This window comes from Rahnella aceris, from assembly GCF_011684115.1.
GTDB classification, from domain to species: domain Bacteria; phylum Pseudomonadota; class Gammaproteobacteria; order Enterobacterales; family Enterobacteriaceae; genus Rahnella; species Rahnella aceris.
The window spans coordinates 396,721-410,919 of the sequence record NZ_JAADJV010000002.1; the positions used below are offsets into that span (position 1 = coordinate 396,721).

At 50.2% G+C, this 14,199-nt stretch carries 14 protein-coding genes; 7 read left to right on the plus strand and 7 right to left on the minus strand.

Features of this window, described 5'->3' with window-relative positions; genetic code table 11:
- Positions 1–77: 77 nt before the first annotated feature.
- On the minus strand, positions 78–1,361 hold the full coding sequence (locus GW591_RS14165) for an HAAAP family serine/threonine permease (RefSeq protein WP_013577130.1): 1,284 nt from the start codon (positions 1,359–1,361) through the stop codon (positions 78–80).
- A gap of 587 nt (positions 1,362–1,948) precedes the next feature.
- Between GW591_RS14165 and GW591_RS14170 the strand changes: the two genes are divergently transcribed.
- From GW591_RS14170 to GW591_RS14180, 3 genes are read left to right on the plus strand one after another with little or no spacing between them, the layout of a single operon-like run.
- A complete protein-coding gene (locus GW591_RS14170) occupies positions 1,949–2,536 on the plus strand; it encodes a YfiR family protein (protein WP_013577131.1) in 588 nt (195 codons plus the stop codon).
- A 2-nt stretch (positions 2,537–2,538) separates the two neighbouring features.
- Entirely contained in the window at positions 2,539–3,819 is a 1,281-nt protein-coding gene (locus GW591_RS14175) for a diguanylate cyclase domain-containing protein (RefSeq protein WP_013577132.1), read from the plus strand.
- 15 nt (positions 3,820–3,834) lie between these two features.
- Positions 3,835–4,332, plus strand: coding sequence for an OmpA family protein (locus GW591_RS14180; RefSeq protein ID WP_013577133.1), 498 nt, complete (start codon positions 3,835–3,837; stop codon positions 4,330–4,332).
- A gap of 1 nt (position 4,333) precedes the next feature.
- On the opposite strand, the gene GW591_RS14185 is transcribed toward GW591_RS14180, so the two are convergent.
- Positions 4,334–5,206 carry a LysR family transcriptional regulator gene (locus GW591_RS14185; RefSeq protein WP_013577134.1) on the minus strand — a complete coding sequence of 291 codons (873 nt, stop codon included), beginning with the start codon at positions 5,204–5,206 and terminating at the stop codon, positions 4,334–4,336.
- Positions 5,207–5,310: 104 nt separating this feature from the next.
- Here GW591_RS14185 and budA point away from each other — a divergent pair, with 104 nt between their 5' ends.
- Both budA and alsS read left to right on the plus strand, forming a co-directional pair.
- The gene (gene budA, locus GW591_RS14190; protein ID WP_013577135.1) at positions 5,311–6,093 is read left to right on the plus strand and encodes an acetolactate decarboxylase; all 783 of its coding nucleotides are present in this window, start codon (positions 5,311–5,313) and stop codon (positions 6,091–6,093) included.
- A 27-nt stretch (positions 6,094–6,120) separates the two neighbouring features.
- A complete protein-coding gene (alsS, locus tag GW591_RS14195) occupies positions 6,121–7,797 on the plus strand; it encodes an acetolactate synthase AlsS (RefSeq protein ID WP_037033516.1) in 1,677 nt (558 codons plus the stop codon).
- A 32-nt stretch (positions 7,798–7,829) separates the two neighbouring features.
- Here the strand turns inward: alsS and GW591_RS14200 are convergent, their stop codons facing one another.
- Positions 7,830–8,663: an HNH endonuclease gene (locus GW591_RS14200; RefSeq protein WP_198670057.1), complete on the minus strand. Its 834-nt coding sequence runs from the start codon at positions 8,661–8,663 to the stop codon at positions 7,830–7,832.
- Between the two features lie 469 nt (positions 8,664–9,132).
- On the opposite strand from GW591_RS14200, the gene GW591_RS14205 reads away from it, so the two are divergent.
- Positions 9,133–9,354, plus strand: coding sequence for a hypothetical protein (locus GW591_RS14205; protein ID WP_013577139.1), 222 nt, complete (start codon positions 9,133–9,135; stop codon positions 9,352–9,354).
- Between the two features lie 66 nt (positions 9,355–9,420).
- On the opposite strand, the gene GW591_RS14210 is transcribed toward GW591_RS14205, so the two are convergent.
- Positions 9,421–10,557, minus strand: a complete 1,137-nt coding sequence (locus tag GW591_RS14210; protein WP_119262123.1) for a porin — start codon at positions 10,555–10,557, stop codon at positions 9,421–9,423.
- A gap of 629 nt (positions 10,558–11,186) precedes the next feature.
- Here GW591_RS14210 and GW591_RS14215 point away from each other — a divergent pair.
- Positions 11,187–11,522, plus strand: coding sequence for a hypothetical protein (locus GW591_RS14215; RefSeq protein WP_112197410.1), 336 nt, complete (start codon positions 11,187–11,189; stop codon positions 11,520–11,522).
- On the opposite strand, the gene GW591_RS14220 is transcribed toward GW591_RS14215, so the two are convergent.
- The 3 genes from GW591_RS14220 to GW591_RS14230 form a co-directional block, all read right to left on the minus strand.
- Positions 11,500–12,420: an alpha/beta hydrolase gene (locus tag GW591_RS14220; protein WP_131638389.1), complete on the minus strand. Its 921-nt coding sequence runs from the start codon at positions 12,418–12,420 to the stop codon at positions 11,500–11,502. The genes GW591_RS14215 and GW591_RS14220 overlap by 23 nt on opposite strands.
- Before the next feature lie 332 nt (positions 12,421–12,752).
- Positions 12,753–13,169: a DUF6088 family protein gene (locus tag GW591_RS14225; protein ID WP_166860822.1), complete on the minus strand. Its 417-nt coding sequence runs from the start codon at positions 13,167–13,169 to the stop codon at positions 12,753–12,755.
- A gap of 51 nt (positions 13,170–13,220) precedes the next feature.
- Positions 13,221–14,069, minus strand: a complete 849-nt coding sequence (locus tag GW591_RS14230; protein WP_166860824.1) for a DUF4942 domain-containing protein — start codon at positions 14,067–14,069, stop codon at positions 13,221–13,223.
- Between the last annotated feature and the right edge of the window lie 130 nt (positions 14,070–14,199).

Sequence of the window (14,199 nt, forward strand, 5' to 3'; positions counted from 1 at the left end):
ACGGGCGGAATAAACAGAAAAACGGGAGAGAAAGGAGCGGGATATTCCCGCTCACTTTATTTCAGAAGCTTTAATCATTAACCCATCAGGCTGAATACAATGGCTGACATCGCAATCAGACCCATTACAGCAACGAAGACATTACTGATATGGCCGCTGTATTTTTTCATCGCCGGGACTTTACGGATGGCATACATTGGCATCAGGAATAACAGCATCGCAATAATCGGACCGCCCAGCGTTTCGATCATGCCCAGAATACTTGGATTCAGGGTTGCCACTAACCAGGTGGTTAATAACATGAAGATACCGGTATAACGGTTCAGCGTTGGCAGGGCAATTTTCTTGCCTTTACTGCGCAAAGATTTAATCACCATGCCGTTAAAACCTTCGCGTGCACCCAGATAATGGCCGAGGAAAGATTTAGTAATGGCAATAAAGGCAATAAATGGCGCGATATATTCAATGACCGGGTTAGAGAAGTGGTTCGCTAAATAAGACAGAATAGACACGTTTTGCGATTTGGCTTCCATCAGGTCGGCCGGAGACAGGCTCAGGACGCAGCTGAAGACAAAGAACATCACCGTGATCACCATCATGATGTGGCTAAATGCCAGAATGCGCGAACATTTTTTCTCAGCGCCATCACCGTATTCTTTGCGTTTTGCCACTGCAAAAGAGGAGATAATAGGCGAGTGGTTGAACGAGAACACCATCACCGGGATCACCAGCCACAGCGTCATCAGCATACCGTGACCTACGCCGTTACCGGAAAGCGAGGCGTTTGTAAACACTGACATATTCCAGTTAGGAATAAGGTAAAGCGCCAGCGCCATCAGCACCGTCACAAACGGGAATACCAGAATACTCATCGCTTTCACGATCATATCCTGACCAAAATGCACCAGTGTCATTAATCCGAGGATCAGGATCAGTGACAGCAACGCACGCGGTGGCGCATTCATATGCATCTGGTGAGTAATAAAACTCTCAACCGTATTAGTGATCGCCACGCTGTAAACCAGCAAAATAGGATAAATGGCGAAGAAATACAGCAGTGTAATTAATTTACCGGCCGTAATACCAAAATGTTCTTCCACGACTTCCGTAATATCTTCACCCGCATTTTTACCCGATAAAACAAAACGGGTTAATCCGCGGTGAGCGAAGAAAGTCATTGGGAAGGCGAGAATCGCCATAATAATTAACGGAATTAATCCGCCAATACCGGCATTAATAGGAAGAAAAAGAACACCCGCACCAATTGCCGTTCCATATAAACCTAACATCCACATGGTGTCAGTTTTACGCCAGGAACTTATTGATTTTTCAGACAGCGTCCCGATTGTTGTATTATCCATGATTCCTCAGCACCTAATTATAAAAATACTTCCGTTTTCCCCAGGAATGGTTGATGTTTTTTTACTGCACCCGTCATCGAAAAAACCACCCTGACGGTTAAAACATACCATTAATGCGGGCATGATACCTATCAGCAGCATAAAAATCTGACTAACGGTGTGGCTTTGAGATCATGGTCACGAATATAGCTAAAATGCCGTCTATTATTCCTTTAAATTCCAATCTATTAACATTTCCTGCAATTTAAATTCATCAAACGGTGATTACGGTAACATTTATTTTTTGTCATATTTTGTTATGACCGTGACTATTATTTTAATAACGGTTGAAATAACACCAATGTGTATTATTTATCGACGCCGCCCCTCTTATCGCTGCTCAAAAATCAACCACGCTCATTAACCTAAACATTCATTAGATTCTCTTCAGTATTCGCTGTTTTCCTGGTTTCTGTAAAAAATTCTACACAAGATGCGTGTTGTTTCAGGGTGAAAAACTTTTTATTGACGCTTTCAGAAATCATGCCGATAAAGTTATTCTTATTCCGGTGAAACAATTTCAACCGGAAGAAACACAGAGTGACGCTATGGAAAAAGCCCGATCACCTTTTTACCTGTTAGTGAAGATACGTGTCGGCCATTTTTTTAAGGCTGCGTATGGCTTCGCCCTGCTGATGGTGCTTCTGATCGCTCCGTTAAAACCGGTTATCGCAGAAACCAGCGAGACGTCACCCGACGCCGCCGTCGCCCAGACCGTTAACGGTATCCTCAGTTATTCGCGCTGGCCCGACAAAACGACCTCGTCTTCTTTAACACTTTGCATCATTCAGCCAGTTAAATACGCGGCGCTACTCACGCCCGATGGCAGCGCTTTTGCTGGCAGACCGCTCAAAGTGATGACGTTGCCTTTTGACAGCCCGCTGCTGACCGCGCAGTGCGATGCCATTTATTCCGGCAGAATAACGGCTGAACAGCAGAACGATTTGCATCAGCGCCTGGAAGGCCATGCCATTTTAACGATCAGCGAAGAAGACGAGACCTGCGGATTACTGAACGCTTTCTGTCTGGTGATCACGCCCCTTCACACCGGATTCAAACTGAATCTGGACACGCTGTCCCGCAGCGGTGTGCGGGTTAATCCCGCCGTATTACAACTTGCCAGGGAAAAGGAGTAACCATGGAAAATAAAATTCCTGTTCCTGACACAGAACAGCCGCGCCAGCGCCCGACGCTGAGCGCCGCACTGAACAGAATCCATGTGATTGTGATTTTGACCGCGATTGGCCTTGCCGGTTTTTTACTGATCTTGCTGGCCCTGATCGCCCTGCGTTCGCATGCCGAAAATAATCTGCAACTGACCGCACGCGCTATCAGCTACACCACCGAAGCGGCGCTGGTGTTTAATGATCCTGCCGCCGCGCACGAGTCGCTGGAGTTCATCGCTAAACGCGGCGATTTCACGCAGGCTAAAATTCTGACCCCCGCCGGTGCAACGTTCACGGAATGGCAGCGGCCGGTGAACAGCAACTGGGACAAGCTCGGGCAGTTCGTCGGCCACCTGGCTTTCCCGGAGCCTGTCACGATGCCGGTGAACCATTCCGGTTCGCTCATCGGTACGGTCTGGCTCGCCGGTAATGGCGGAACCCTGGCGGGTTTCCTGCTGGAAACGGTGCTTAGCCTGATCGGCTGTCTGGTACTGACGGCCCTGGTGGCGCTGTATTTTTCCCGCCGGATGCAAAAAGGTATTGTCGATGCTCTCGGCCACATTACGCGCGTCACTCATGACGTCAGCGCTAACCGTTCGTTCAGCCTGCGTGTCCCTTCTGCGCCGATTGCCGAGCTGCACACGCTGAGCCAGGACTTCAACAGCCTGCTGACGGAGCTGGAAGCCTGGGAAAACCATATGCGTAACGAGAACGTCTCACTGACCCAAAAAGCATTGCATGACGGATTGACCGGCCTGCATAATCGCGCGTTTTTCATTGATACGCTTAATCAATGCTTTAACCCGATGCGCCCGGCGCTGTCACTCGCGTTGCTGTTTATTGATGTCGATAACTTTAAAGAGATCAATGACTCACTCGGTCATGCTGCCGGAGACCGCGTGCTGATGGTGATTGGTGAACGGCTGGCGAAAACACTGCGAAAAGGCGATGTGCTGGCGCGTCTGGGCGGTGATGAATTTGCCATCTTGCTTGAACCGATGGTTTCCACCGCAGAGGCCGTGGCTTTTGCCGAACGCATTGTTGAAATCATGAAAACCCCTGTCATCCTGCTCAATAACAAGACGCTGGATGTTTCTCTCAGTATCGGTATCGCGCTGTCGCCTTCTCAGGCCACTAACGCGAAAGAGTTACTGGATAAGGCCGATGAGGCCATGTACCGCTCGAAAAAAATTTCCGGCAGTTGCTGGCATGTTTCTTCAGGCATGCCGCTTCCTGTCGTGATGAAAGACTAAAAGGAATTAATGACAATGAATACCTGCAACACTTTCAAGACCTGGTTTCAGTTCGCCGCAATGGGGCTGTGCATTCTGCTGCTGGCCGCCTGTCAGACCAAACCGGCGGGATTAACGCCGGAACAGATCGCCGTACTGCAAAAAAACGGCTTCTCACAGACAGCCGAAGGCTGGGAACTCGGGCTGGATGCCAAAGTGCTGTTTGGCAATAATCAGGCGACGCTTTCGACAGAAAGTAAGCAGTCGGTGGAAAAACTGGCCAGTGAACTGCTGCATGTCGGGCTGAATAAAGTCAATCTCGACGGCCATACCGACAACTACGGCGACGCCGGTTACAACAACGATCTGTCTCTGCGCCGCGCCAACACCGTTGCCGCCGCCTTTGCCGATGCCGGCATGCCACGCGCCAATATCCATACCCGCGGATTAGGGCAGAGCCAGCCGGTCGCCAGCAATAAAACCCAGGCCGGACGCGCCCAGAACCGTCGCGTGTCTGTGATTATTGTGGTGTAACTTACAACAACCCCACCATATGCAGCGCCGCCTTGCAGTTATCCGTTCTGCGCCAGGCGAGCGCGATCTGCGTCGTTAATGTCTGCCCTGCCAGGGGCAGACAGCGCACATTGGTTTCATCAATCTTACTCAGCGACGCCGGCACCAGCGCGTAACCAAATCCTGTCGCCACCATACTCAGCGCCGAGGTAATTTGCGGACACTGCTGCCCGTAGCGCGGCGAAAATCCCGCCTCTTTACACGCCTGTGTCACGGCATCATAAAGCCCCGGCGATAAATCGCGGGGAAAGGTGATCAGCGTGTCGTGGCGCAGCGCTGCCAGCCGGACTTCTTTCCCCTGACTGAGCGGATGCTTCTTCGGCAACGCCACCATCATTTCCTCAATATCCAGCACCTTATAACTGAACTCCTTGCTGCGCTCGCAAGGCAGACGGATAAACGCCGCATCCAGCGCGCCCTCGCTCATCGCGGTCATCAGCCCCGCCATATCTTTTTCCTGCGGCTCCAGCACCATGCCCGGGTACTTGTCACGGAAGCGATGCAGCAGCTCAAACACCTGCGGATTGAAGGCCGTTGAGGTGGCAAAACCGATGCGCAGCGTACCATTCAGGCCGCGTGCCACCGCACGGGTACGTTCAAAGGCGGCATCGGTCAGTTTGATGATGGTTTGTGCGTCGTCGTACAGCACTTTTCCGGCTTCGGTAAGCTCGACGCCACGGGTCAGACGCTTGAGTAAAGGGGTTCCGATTTCATGTTCGAGCCGCTGGATTTGCTGACTCAGGGGAGGCTGGGATATTCCCAGGAGTTCGGCAGCACGGGTGAAGTGGCCCGCCTCGGCTACCGCGACAAAATAACGCAGATGACGAAGTTCCATATCAAAAACGTCTCAAAGTAAACACCTCCTTATATTGGAACTCAGGACGGAATGGGGTCAACCTTTTAGTTAGCAAAGTTAATTATTCGACGGAGACCCCCTGCATGAAAAGCCATTCTGAGTCCTGTTCCTGCGTCGCCGATATTGCCCGCACGGCGACAGCGTTTAAACATCAGCATCCTGACCGCGTGCTTTATCAGTCGTCACTGATGAGCGCCTTGCTGAGCGGCGTCTATGAAGGCGACACCACGATGGCAGACCTGCTGAAACACGGCGATTTTGGCCTCGGCACCTTTAACCATCTCGACGGCGAACTGATCGCATTCAACAGTAATATCTTCCAGTTGCGTGGCGACGGCAGCGCCCGGCGCGCCCTTCCTGAACAAAAAACGCCCTTCGCCGTCATGACATTCTTTAACCCGACTAATGAATACGTGATTGACCGCCCGCACAGCCGTGAACAAATCCACGCCGTAATTGATAACGCCGTCGCCAGTCAGAACACCTTCTGCGCATTGCGCATTGATGGTGAGTTCAGCCGCGTCGAGACTCGCACCGTACCGGAACAGCACCGCCCTTATAAACCGATGCTCGAAGCCATCGAAGCGCAGCCAACATTTCATATTGAAAACAGCCAGGGCGTGCTGATTGGCTTTCTGACACCTGCGTATATGCAGGGCATCAACGTGGCGGGCTATCACGAACATTTCATCAATCAGACACGCAGCAGCGGCGGCCATGTGCTGGATTACCAGGTTGAGCGCGGCGTGCTGACTTTCGGCACGGTCGAAAAGCTGTTGATCGACTTTCCGCAGGACAGTGATTTCCTGCACGCCAACTTATGCCCTGACGATTTAAATGATGCGATTCAGTCCGTTGAAAGTTAACAGTCCGCAGACAAAAGGAATAAAGCCATGAAAAATTCAGACAGCCAAAGCGAATGGAAATGCGGTGCGGATCTGGTCGTCGCGCAGCTTGAAGCACAGGGTGTCAAACACGTGTTCGGCATTCCCGGCGCAAAAATCGATCGTGTTTTCGATTCGCTGGTCGATTCCCGCATCAAAACCATTCCGGTTCGTCACGAAGCCAACGCCGCCTTTATGGCCGGTGCCGTCGGCCGCCTGACCGGGAAAGCGGGCGTCGCGCTGGTCACCTCCGGCCCCGGTTGTTCGAACCTGATCACCGGCGTTGCCACCGCGACCTCCGAAGGCGATCCGCTGGTGGCTTTAGGGGGCGCGGTGAAACGCGCCGACCACGTTAAACAGGTGCACCAGACCATGGACACCGTCGCGATGTTCCGCCCGGTCACCAAGTATTCCGCCGAAGTCACCTCGTCTTCCGCGCTGGCCGAAGTGCTGGCGAATGGTTTTCGCGCCGCCGAGTTCGGGCGTCCGGGTGCAGCGTTTATCAGCCTGCCGATGGATATCGTCAATGAACCGGCCAGCGGCAAACTCCTGACATCGCAACCGCCGGTACTGGGCAGCGCGCCACATGACGCGATATTGCAGGTCGCGCAATTACTGAAACAGGCCAAAAATCCGGTCCTGCTGCTCGGCCTGATGGCCAGCCAGCCGCGCAATGCCGAGGCGATCCGTCGTCTGCTGCATAAAAGCGATCTGCCGGTCACCAGCACCTATCAGGCGGCAGGCGTTATCGATCAGGCTTCGTTCCATCGCTTCGCCGGTCGCGTCGGTCTGTTCAACAATCAGGCCGGTGACCGCCTGCTGCGTAACGCAGATCTGGTCATCACCATCGGTTACAGCCCGGTCGAGTATGAACCGGTGCAATGGAGCAACGGCAGCGCCGAACTGGTTCACATCGACGTGATGCCCGCCGAAACCGACAGCGACTATCTGCCGGACGTCGAACTGGTGGGCGATATCGCCGACACACTGGATCTGCTGACAGAACAGATCCCGCAGCGCATCGATCTCAGTGCTTCTGCTATTGCTATCCTCGAAGATCGCCGTCAGCAGCGCGAACTGCTGGCCCAGAAAGGCCGCAGCCTGAATCAGTTTGCCATCCACCCGCTGCGTCTGGTGCGCGCGATGCAGGACATCGTTAACAGCGACGTCACCCTGTGCGTTGATATGGGCAGTTTTCACATCTGGATCGCCCGTTACCTTTACAGCTTCCGTGCGCGTCAGGTGCTGATTTCCAACGGCCAACAAACCATGGGTGTCGCGCTGCCGTGGGCGATTGGCGCTGCGCTGGTCGATCCCAGCCGCAAAGTGGTTTCCGTATCCGGCGACGGCGGCTTTATGCAATCAAGCATGGAACTGGAAACCGCCGTACGCCTCGGCGTCAACCTGCTGCACATCATCTGGGTCGATGAGGCCTACAACATGGTGGCGATTCAGGAAGAGAAAAAATACCATCGCACCTCCGGCATCCAGTTCGGCCCGATTGATTTCAAAGCCTACGCCGACGCCTTCGGCGCCAAAGGTTTTGCCGTCACCTCCGCCGAAACGCTGGAAAGCACCCTGCGCGCCGCCATGGACGTACAAGGCCCCGCCGTCGTCGCCGTCCCGGTGGATTACAGCGATAACGCGCTGCTGATGGGGCAACTGGAGATGGGGCGGATTTTTTAGAGGGTGGGGTTTTTAGATGCAAAACGCCCTTGTCAGGGCGTTTTTTTACTCGCAGCTATCATAGCTTTTAGCTCATCAATCGAGAGCGTACGGTCTTTTTTGCGATGAATGATCCCGTGACAATTGGCGCAAACGGGAACAAGATCGGTTTTTGGATTTACGATCTTCGATTTACCAAATTCGGAAACAGGCACAACGTGATGAATATGGATAAAGTCGGTCGCATATTCTCCGTAGAAATCACCAAAGTTGAAGCCACAAGCGAAACAGGTAGTGCCATGTATGCTTTTTGCCAACTTCTTCAGTTTTGGGTTTCTTTCATACTTTGTAACGAACTTAGAAGTTTTCTTCCCTTCCTCATATGAAACCAGAGACTCTTCATCGGCTTCATCTTCTATACGGATTTCCTCGCTTTTAATGTCATCCATAATAAAGCGTGATTCCGTTAGCGCAGACGCAACAGCAATATCGGCAAAAACCTCTCCTGATATGGGACGAACACTAAAACGCCAATAATTGGTTTTTTGTTGGTCTGGAATTTCTTCGTAATAGACACCGTCATTTTTAGCTAACACAGCCTGTTCAAACGGCTGGAAATCCGTCAATACTGCATATAGATGACCGGCTTCATCCGGTTTGATCTCGCGTATGCGTCCGATACCAAAATAGTGCGGGGCATCAGACAAACGCTGTGACGAATACTCTTTATGCTCTGCCTTTAGCCTCCCTTTGTAATACACAAAACGCATTCCAGGGCTGAGTGACTTTTGATACTGCTTAGGAAAATGATATCGCTCTCCCGTTTTGTCATCCCATTTGGAGTCATCACTCTCCGCAAGAACGACACACATCTCTTCGTCCATCATCTATCGATACCTGTTAGTTGAATCAATAGGTTGAAAGTATAAGATGTTCTCAATTGCATACAACTCATGCATTTATTTTTTGAATGGTTTGACTACTTTTATCGCCAAATAAACGCAATGGACAACGCCGTTACTTTTCAAGTTTCATACCTTTTCCAAGACACCTCGCAAAACTGAAAACTGCCTAAAAATTCCGCTTACTGTACAAATCCCCACGTATTAGACTCCCTTCGCTGCGGCAAAATCCGCAGTCAGAATTAGCGTTCTGTCATTTTCTGGTACCGACAACCCTATGAAAAAATGGGGAATGTGGTACGGTCTGTTCTCACCCAAATTATGGTGGCTCAGACAGTGGCTTCTCATGAAGCACCGGATCCAGAAAACCGGTAACGCTAACGCTGTTTGAGCTACCACCTCGAGGTTAGCGTCTCAAGTGGTAGTAAATTCACTATTTTCTGGAGTACTCAACATGCCTAACCTTTACGACAATACCCCGCTGGAACTGGAAGAGATCGTCGATCACTGCCGTGCCTTGTCTTATGCCATTGTGTCGCTGGATAATCCGCAGGCGAAAGATCTGCTGAGCTATATTCTGTGTGAACGGCTTGAAGTGCTGTATCAGACACTGGAAATGCCGATTAGCGAGGATGATGTGGTGAGCATCGACGTCGCGGAAGCACTGGCGCATTAAGCAGATTTGCAGACGTAAAAAAGCCAGCGCAAATGCGCTGGCCTGATGATCCACGAGGCATGTGAATTAGAAATCGTAGAAAACGGTAACCCAGGTGGCGTCCGCTTCGTCGTCTGTGGTGTGCGCTAATGTGCGCTCCACGTAAACAGACAAACCGTAACCGATGGTGGTACCCGCGCCCAGATAAACGTGGTTCGCGTGATATTCTTCGCCGCCTTTCAGTTGCAGGGAATCGGCTGCAAGGTATGGCTGGATCGATTTCAGGAACGGCTTGTCGATATTAAAGGTATAACCGACGAAACCTTCCACACCGTAACCGCTGCCTGCGAAGTAATGATCGACAGGATTTTCACGGGTGCTCGGCACGAAATCTTTGTAATAGCTGCCGGTCCCGACGATGTACCAGTTATTTGGCTGCCAGGTTAAAGCCGTACCAGATAACTGTTGATGATAATCTTTTTCGTTATATTGATTATCTTTAACCGTGGCATCAGTCAGGCTATAAGCCGCACTCCAGACTAAATCTTTGGTGAGTTTATAATCGAACCCTAAACCGCCACCATTATTGCGGCGATAATGCTGATTCTCGCCCGCCTGAATTTCATCTTCCGGCAATAAATAGTTGGCATATAACGTCACAGGGCCAAAGTCGTTGGTATATTTCAGACTACTTTTCGGCTTATTCGCGCCATCGTAACTGCCGTTAATACCAATACCCGTACCGCCCGCATGGCCATCGTTATCCCAGACGTCACTTTTAATCCCGACAACGGAATAATAAATACCGTACTGGTGGCCGTAGGTTAATGTCCCGTAACGATCGTCTTTAAAGCCCGCATATAACTGACGCTGAGTATCACGCTGACCGCCTTCCGGATAATGATCATTCATACCCAGAAGGTTCGCCATGTCCACACCCAGCTCGTAGTAAGCGATGACGGAGGTGTCTTGCGTCAGTTTATAATCACCACGGAAGCGGAAACGGGTGCCGCCATCGTGACCATTTTTATAATAACCCGGCTCCGGGCCGTTATTGAAAATCCACTCAGGGCGGATGCTCCCGCCTACCTGTAAACTTAATGGCGCCAGCAAAGCATTACTCTGAGGATTTTTATCTAAAACAGTAATCTCGGCCTGGGCGCTGGCAGATAATGCCGACAGCACGACGCCGCCAATTAAGATTGACGCTTTTAAATTGCTCATTATTACCCTGTCTTTATTATTTATGTGATGTGTGTGCGGTCTTGCGCCGCGTATAAATAATTAACATAGGTATGACGGAGGACAAAGTGAAAATTCAGAAAGTTCCCTATAAGAGAAAAATATGTTTAGGTGAATTATTAAACAAACAGGTTTTTAAATGTAACTCATAGAAACATTATTTGTATTATTGATTAAACAGGTATCAATACGATGAGTAATCCATCAATCGTAAACGATAAGAATGCCAGAATTGAAATATTTAATAACAATTACATCAGAAAAATAGCATCAATAAGTAAATCATGCCAGCGTGATAATAACACTACGTGACAACCCCCCGCTTTCATTATTTTAATTTGAGTGGTTTTCAACATCGCCAGAATAATATCCGGTAAATACTGTTATTCATTCACCCATTTCAATTTTTATCTCATGAATAGCGTTCTGGTGGTGAATATCCCCAATTCCCGGAACGGATTTTGCGAGACACATTCCAGATCTGACAACAAAACACTGTAAATATAAACAGGTTATTTCTTTGGCGTACGAACAGGCATAGAGTTCTCTGGCAGCGGCAATCACCTCGCCAGTACCGGGGGCCTCGACTCACTGACAATGGAATGACTTGTATGACTGATTCTGATAACCACACCGCGTTCACTACTAACTCTATCTCCGTCTTTCGCTCGCTTATCGCCGGGCTGGATTTCAGTCACTTTGATGATGCTCAGCTGTATGACCTCAATGCGCTGGCGTCAGAATCCGCCGGCGGGTTATGTCAGGGGCTGTTGTGCTTAAGCGAAGGACTGGAGAACAGCGAGATATTGCTCCCGGAAGGGATTGCGCAGGTCAGCGATTATCTGAAAGCTTCCGCTCACCTGATCCCTGTGCTCTTTGAATTATGCGAGCAGGCCAACAGCGGGCTCGCAAGAAGCAAAAAGCTTACGGTGTATCCGATGAACTGACACGCGCGGCGATATCCTGCATCACATTACGCGCTGTCTGGCTGATTCCACCGAGTTGGAAAAAACCGTGGATCACCCCCAGATAGCGCTGTGCGGTGCAATTCACGCCCTGCTCTGTCAGCCGGGAGAACAGCGCTTCACCTTCATCGCATAGCGGATCGTATTCCGCCGTGATGATGTGAACCGGCGGCAACCCAGAAAAATCATCACGCCATAACGGGCTGACTTCTGGATGCATGAAATCCGTTTGCGGATAATAAGCTTCGAACCCGCTGAGCAGCGTGTCGCTGGTCAGCACGTAATCATCGCCATTGCGCTTGTGGCTGTCAGATGCTGCCGTCGCGTCCAGCATCGGGTAAATCAGTACCAGCAGATGCGGCAGCCACTGCCCGGTATTTCGCAGGCGCAGCGCGGTGATCAGAGCCAGATGTCCGCCTGCGCTGTCGCCCATCAGCGTTATCCGGCCAAGCTCTATGCCAAGCCTTTCAGCATTCTGCCAGATAAAATTTGCCGCCAGTTCTGCGTCGTCATGCGCGGCGGGGTAGGTGTGTTCAGGCGCTAAGCGATATTGCACCGCAATCACCCGACTGCCGCTGTAAAAAGCAAGCTGACGGAGTTGATTATCATGCGTTGCGAAACCGCCACTGACAAAACAACCACCGTGATAATAGATAACGGCAGGCAGTGCGCCTTCTGCATTCAGCGGAGAGAAGATGCGTAACGAGATGCCGTCGATAACCATATCCTCAACCTCTGCACGTGGCTCAATATCACCCGCTAAAACTGTGCTGGCGATATATCCGGCGCGGCGCTGTGCAAAAGTCTGACTGCGCGACGACGGGCGACCTGCAGCGATGAAGTCATTAACAAGCCCGGCGATTGCGGGTTCCAGTGCCATGAAGAATTTTCCTGATTTGGGAGCGGGTAATTATTACATCAGTGTAAATCGCATGAGAGGGGGTGGAAAGTGCACAAAAAGCCCAAATGAACTGATTTTAGGCATAAAAAAAGACCTCAGTTGAGGTCTATTTACATACTAATGGTGCGAAGGCCGGACTCGAATAACTTATTCAACCACCTGATTTCAATATTATTTATTTTAAACGATGATGGTTTATACCCGCACTTGTACCCACAAACGAAAATCCGTACAAAAAGCGAGCAGATCGATAGAGCCGTTTCAGAAGCTATTCGGCACCGATTATACCAAACTCTCGTTTCCGTAATGCGTCATCGGATAGCTTTTTTAGAGCGCCCGTTTAATTGACTATTCCCTACCGAAAAACTTCTCTTGAAGCGCGGCGACACTTTAACGTCCAGTGAAATGGGAATCTGCTCAGATTTTCCACTGTTATAAGCACTCGTTGCTCCTACGAAACAGTAATCCACTTTCAAGAGTTCCAATGCCTCTATCACTACCGCTGCGGAACCTCCAGGAGCAGCAGGCATTAGCATGCCAGTAATTATATTTTTTCGTGCTTTAGTGTAGACGCCATAGCCCACTTTAAGCAGTAGCCCTTCCCTCACCAGTTCGCGTAACGCCCTACCAATCTGTTCGTAACCAGCAAGATCTTTGAAATCACCACGAGTAAACACATAACGCTTTGAGCGTTTCAGTCGTGTCTGAATGCGAGCTTTTGTGGTCATTGCACCCTCTCCTAGTCATTTTTTCATCATGACAAACATACAACACTGAACTTATCCTGCAGCTAGCATCCCCGGATAGTGTTTAGCGATGATGTTATTCATTCGGTCAATCAGATCCGGGCGCTTGAATGTGATGTGCGCACTTCCCTTCTGAAAATAACGGATTGAAAAATACGCATCGTCGAAAATCTCCGGGGTACTTTGCTGGTTAATGTGCTCACTCAGTCTGACCGTCACATCGTGGCGATTTTCCGGAATGGGTTTTCCATCCAGCAGAAACAACATGCGTTCAAGGTCAGCCAGTTGATCCCTACGCCATCCCCAGTTGAGCTTAAAGCCCCAGCGATTATGATCCACCAGGTTATTGATGATAATTTTTTTGCTGAATTGACATGGGCTGTTGGTTTTATAATCCCATGACAAGCCTTTGAACACATTGATGATGCCACGTTCAAACACATCTGCTTTATTGTGATGCAATTGCTCAAAGGTGCTAAGAATGTTGGCTTCGCTGATCTCAGGAATATCGTCACCCTCAAGATTGTTATCCCACTGCTTACGCGCCTGCGCGTCCATCAACGAAATCATCCCTGATTTTTGCATCAGGTCACGCCAGATGCTGCGATCAAGATTACGGGTTATCGTACTCATTGCAGTTTTCACGTTTTCCATAAGCCAACATCCACAACGAAAATCCTGACGCATCGCCCAGTCACGGGCAGTTTTGCCACCGATACTGCAGGTCAGTGTCGAGATGTCGTCAAGTTGCTGAATGAGTTGTTCAATCTGTAACAGTGCCGCATTGCGGCCTGTCACAATACGTTCAATACTGGTAGAGCTGATGATTTCGGTATGACCAGTTATTACGTCGGAGCCGTTATTGACTTGTATCTCAGACATGGATTATTTCCTTTATATCAATGCAAAGCGCCAGCCGAATGAGGGCTGGCGCTTTATGTAAGCGGTGTGTGAAAGAATGGCTAATCACTCGGTGATTTACTCTGCGGCCTGGAGGTAGCGAATATCCTGA

What these genes read in the sequence shown, in the direction of transcription:
- GW591_RS14220 (WP_131638389.1), bottom strand. Translation starts at nt 12,420, where the DNA reads ATGGCACTGGAACCCGCAATCGCCGGGCTTGTTAATGACTTCATCGCT.
- GW591_RS14175 (WP_013577132.1), top strand. Translation starts at nt 2,539, where the DNA reads ATGGAAAATAAAATTCCTGTTCCTGACACAGAACAGCCGCGCCAGCGC.
- GW591_RS14185 (WP_013577134.1), bottom strand. Translation starts at nt 5,206, where the DNA reads ATGGAACTTCGTCATCTGCGTTATTTTGTCGCGGTAGCCGAGGCGGGC.
- GW591_RS14210 (WP_119262123.1), bottom strand. Translation starts at nt 10,557, where the DNA reads ATGAGCAATTTAAAAGCGTCAATCTTAATTGGCGGCGTCGTGCTGTCG.
- GW591_RS14200 (WP_198670057.1), bottom strand. Translation starts at nt 8,663, where the DNA reads ATGATGGACGAAGAGATGTGTGTCGTTCTTGCGGAGAGTGATGACTCC.
- GW591_RS14215 (WP_112197410.1), top strand. Translation starts at nt 11,187, where the DNA reads ATGACTGATTCTGATAACCACACCGCGTTCACTACTAACTCTATCTCC.
- GW591_RS14165 (WP_013577130.1), bottom strand. Translation starts at nt 1,361, where the DNA reads ATGGATAATACAACAATCGGGACGCTGTCTGAAAAATCAATAAGTTCC.
- GW591_RS14180 (WP_013577133.1), top strand. Translation starts at nt 3,835, where the DNA reads ATGAATACCTGCAACACTTTCAAGACCTGGTTTCAGTTCGCCGCAATG.
- alsS (WP_037033516.1), top strand. Translation starts at nt 6,121, where the DNA reads ATGAAAAATTCAGACAGCCAAAGCGAATGGAAATGCGGTGCGGATCTG.
- GW591_RS14225 (WP_166860822.1), bottom strand. Translation starts at nt 13,169, where the DNA reads ATGACCACAAAAGCTCGCATTCAGACACGACTGAAACGCTCAAAGCGT.
- GW591_RS14205 (WP_013577139.1), top strand. Translation starts at nt 9,133, where the DNA reads ATGCCTAACCTTTACGACAATACCCCGCTGGAACTGGAAGAGATCGTC.
- budA (WP_013577135.1), top strand. Translation starts at nt 5,311, where the DNA reads ATGAAAAGCCATTCTGAGTCCTGTTCCTGCGTCGCCGATATTGCCCGC.
- GW591_RS14170 (WP_013577131.1), top strand. Translation starts at nt 1,949, where the DNA reads ATGGAAAAAGCCCGATCACCTTTTTACCTGTTAGTGAAGATACGTGTC.
- GW591_RS14230 (WP_166860824.1), bottom strand. Translation starts at nt 14,069, where the DNA reads ATGTCTGAGATACAAGTCAATAACGGCTCCGACGTAATAACTGGTCAT.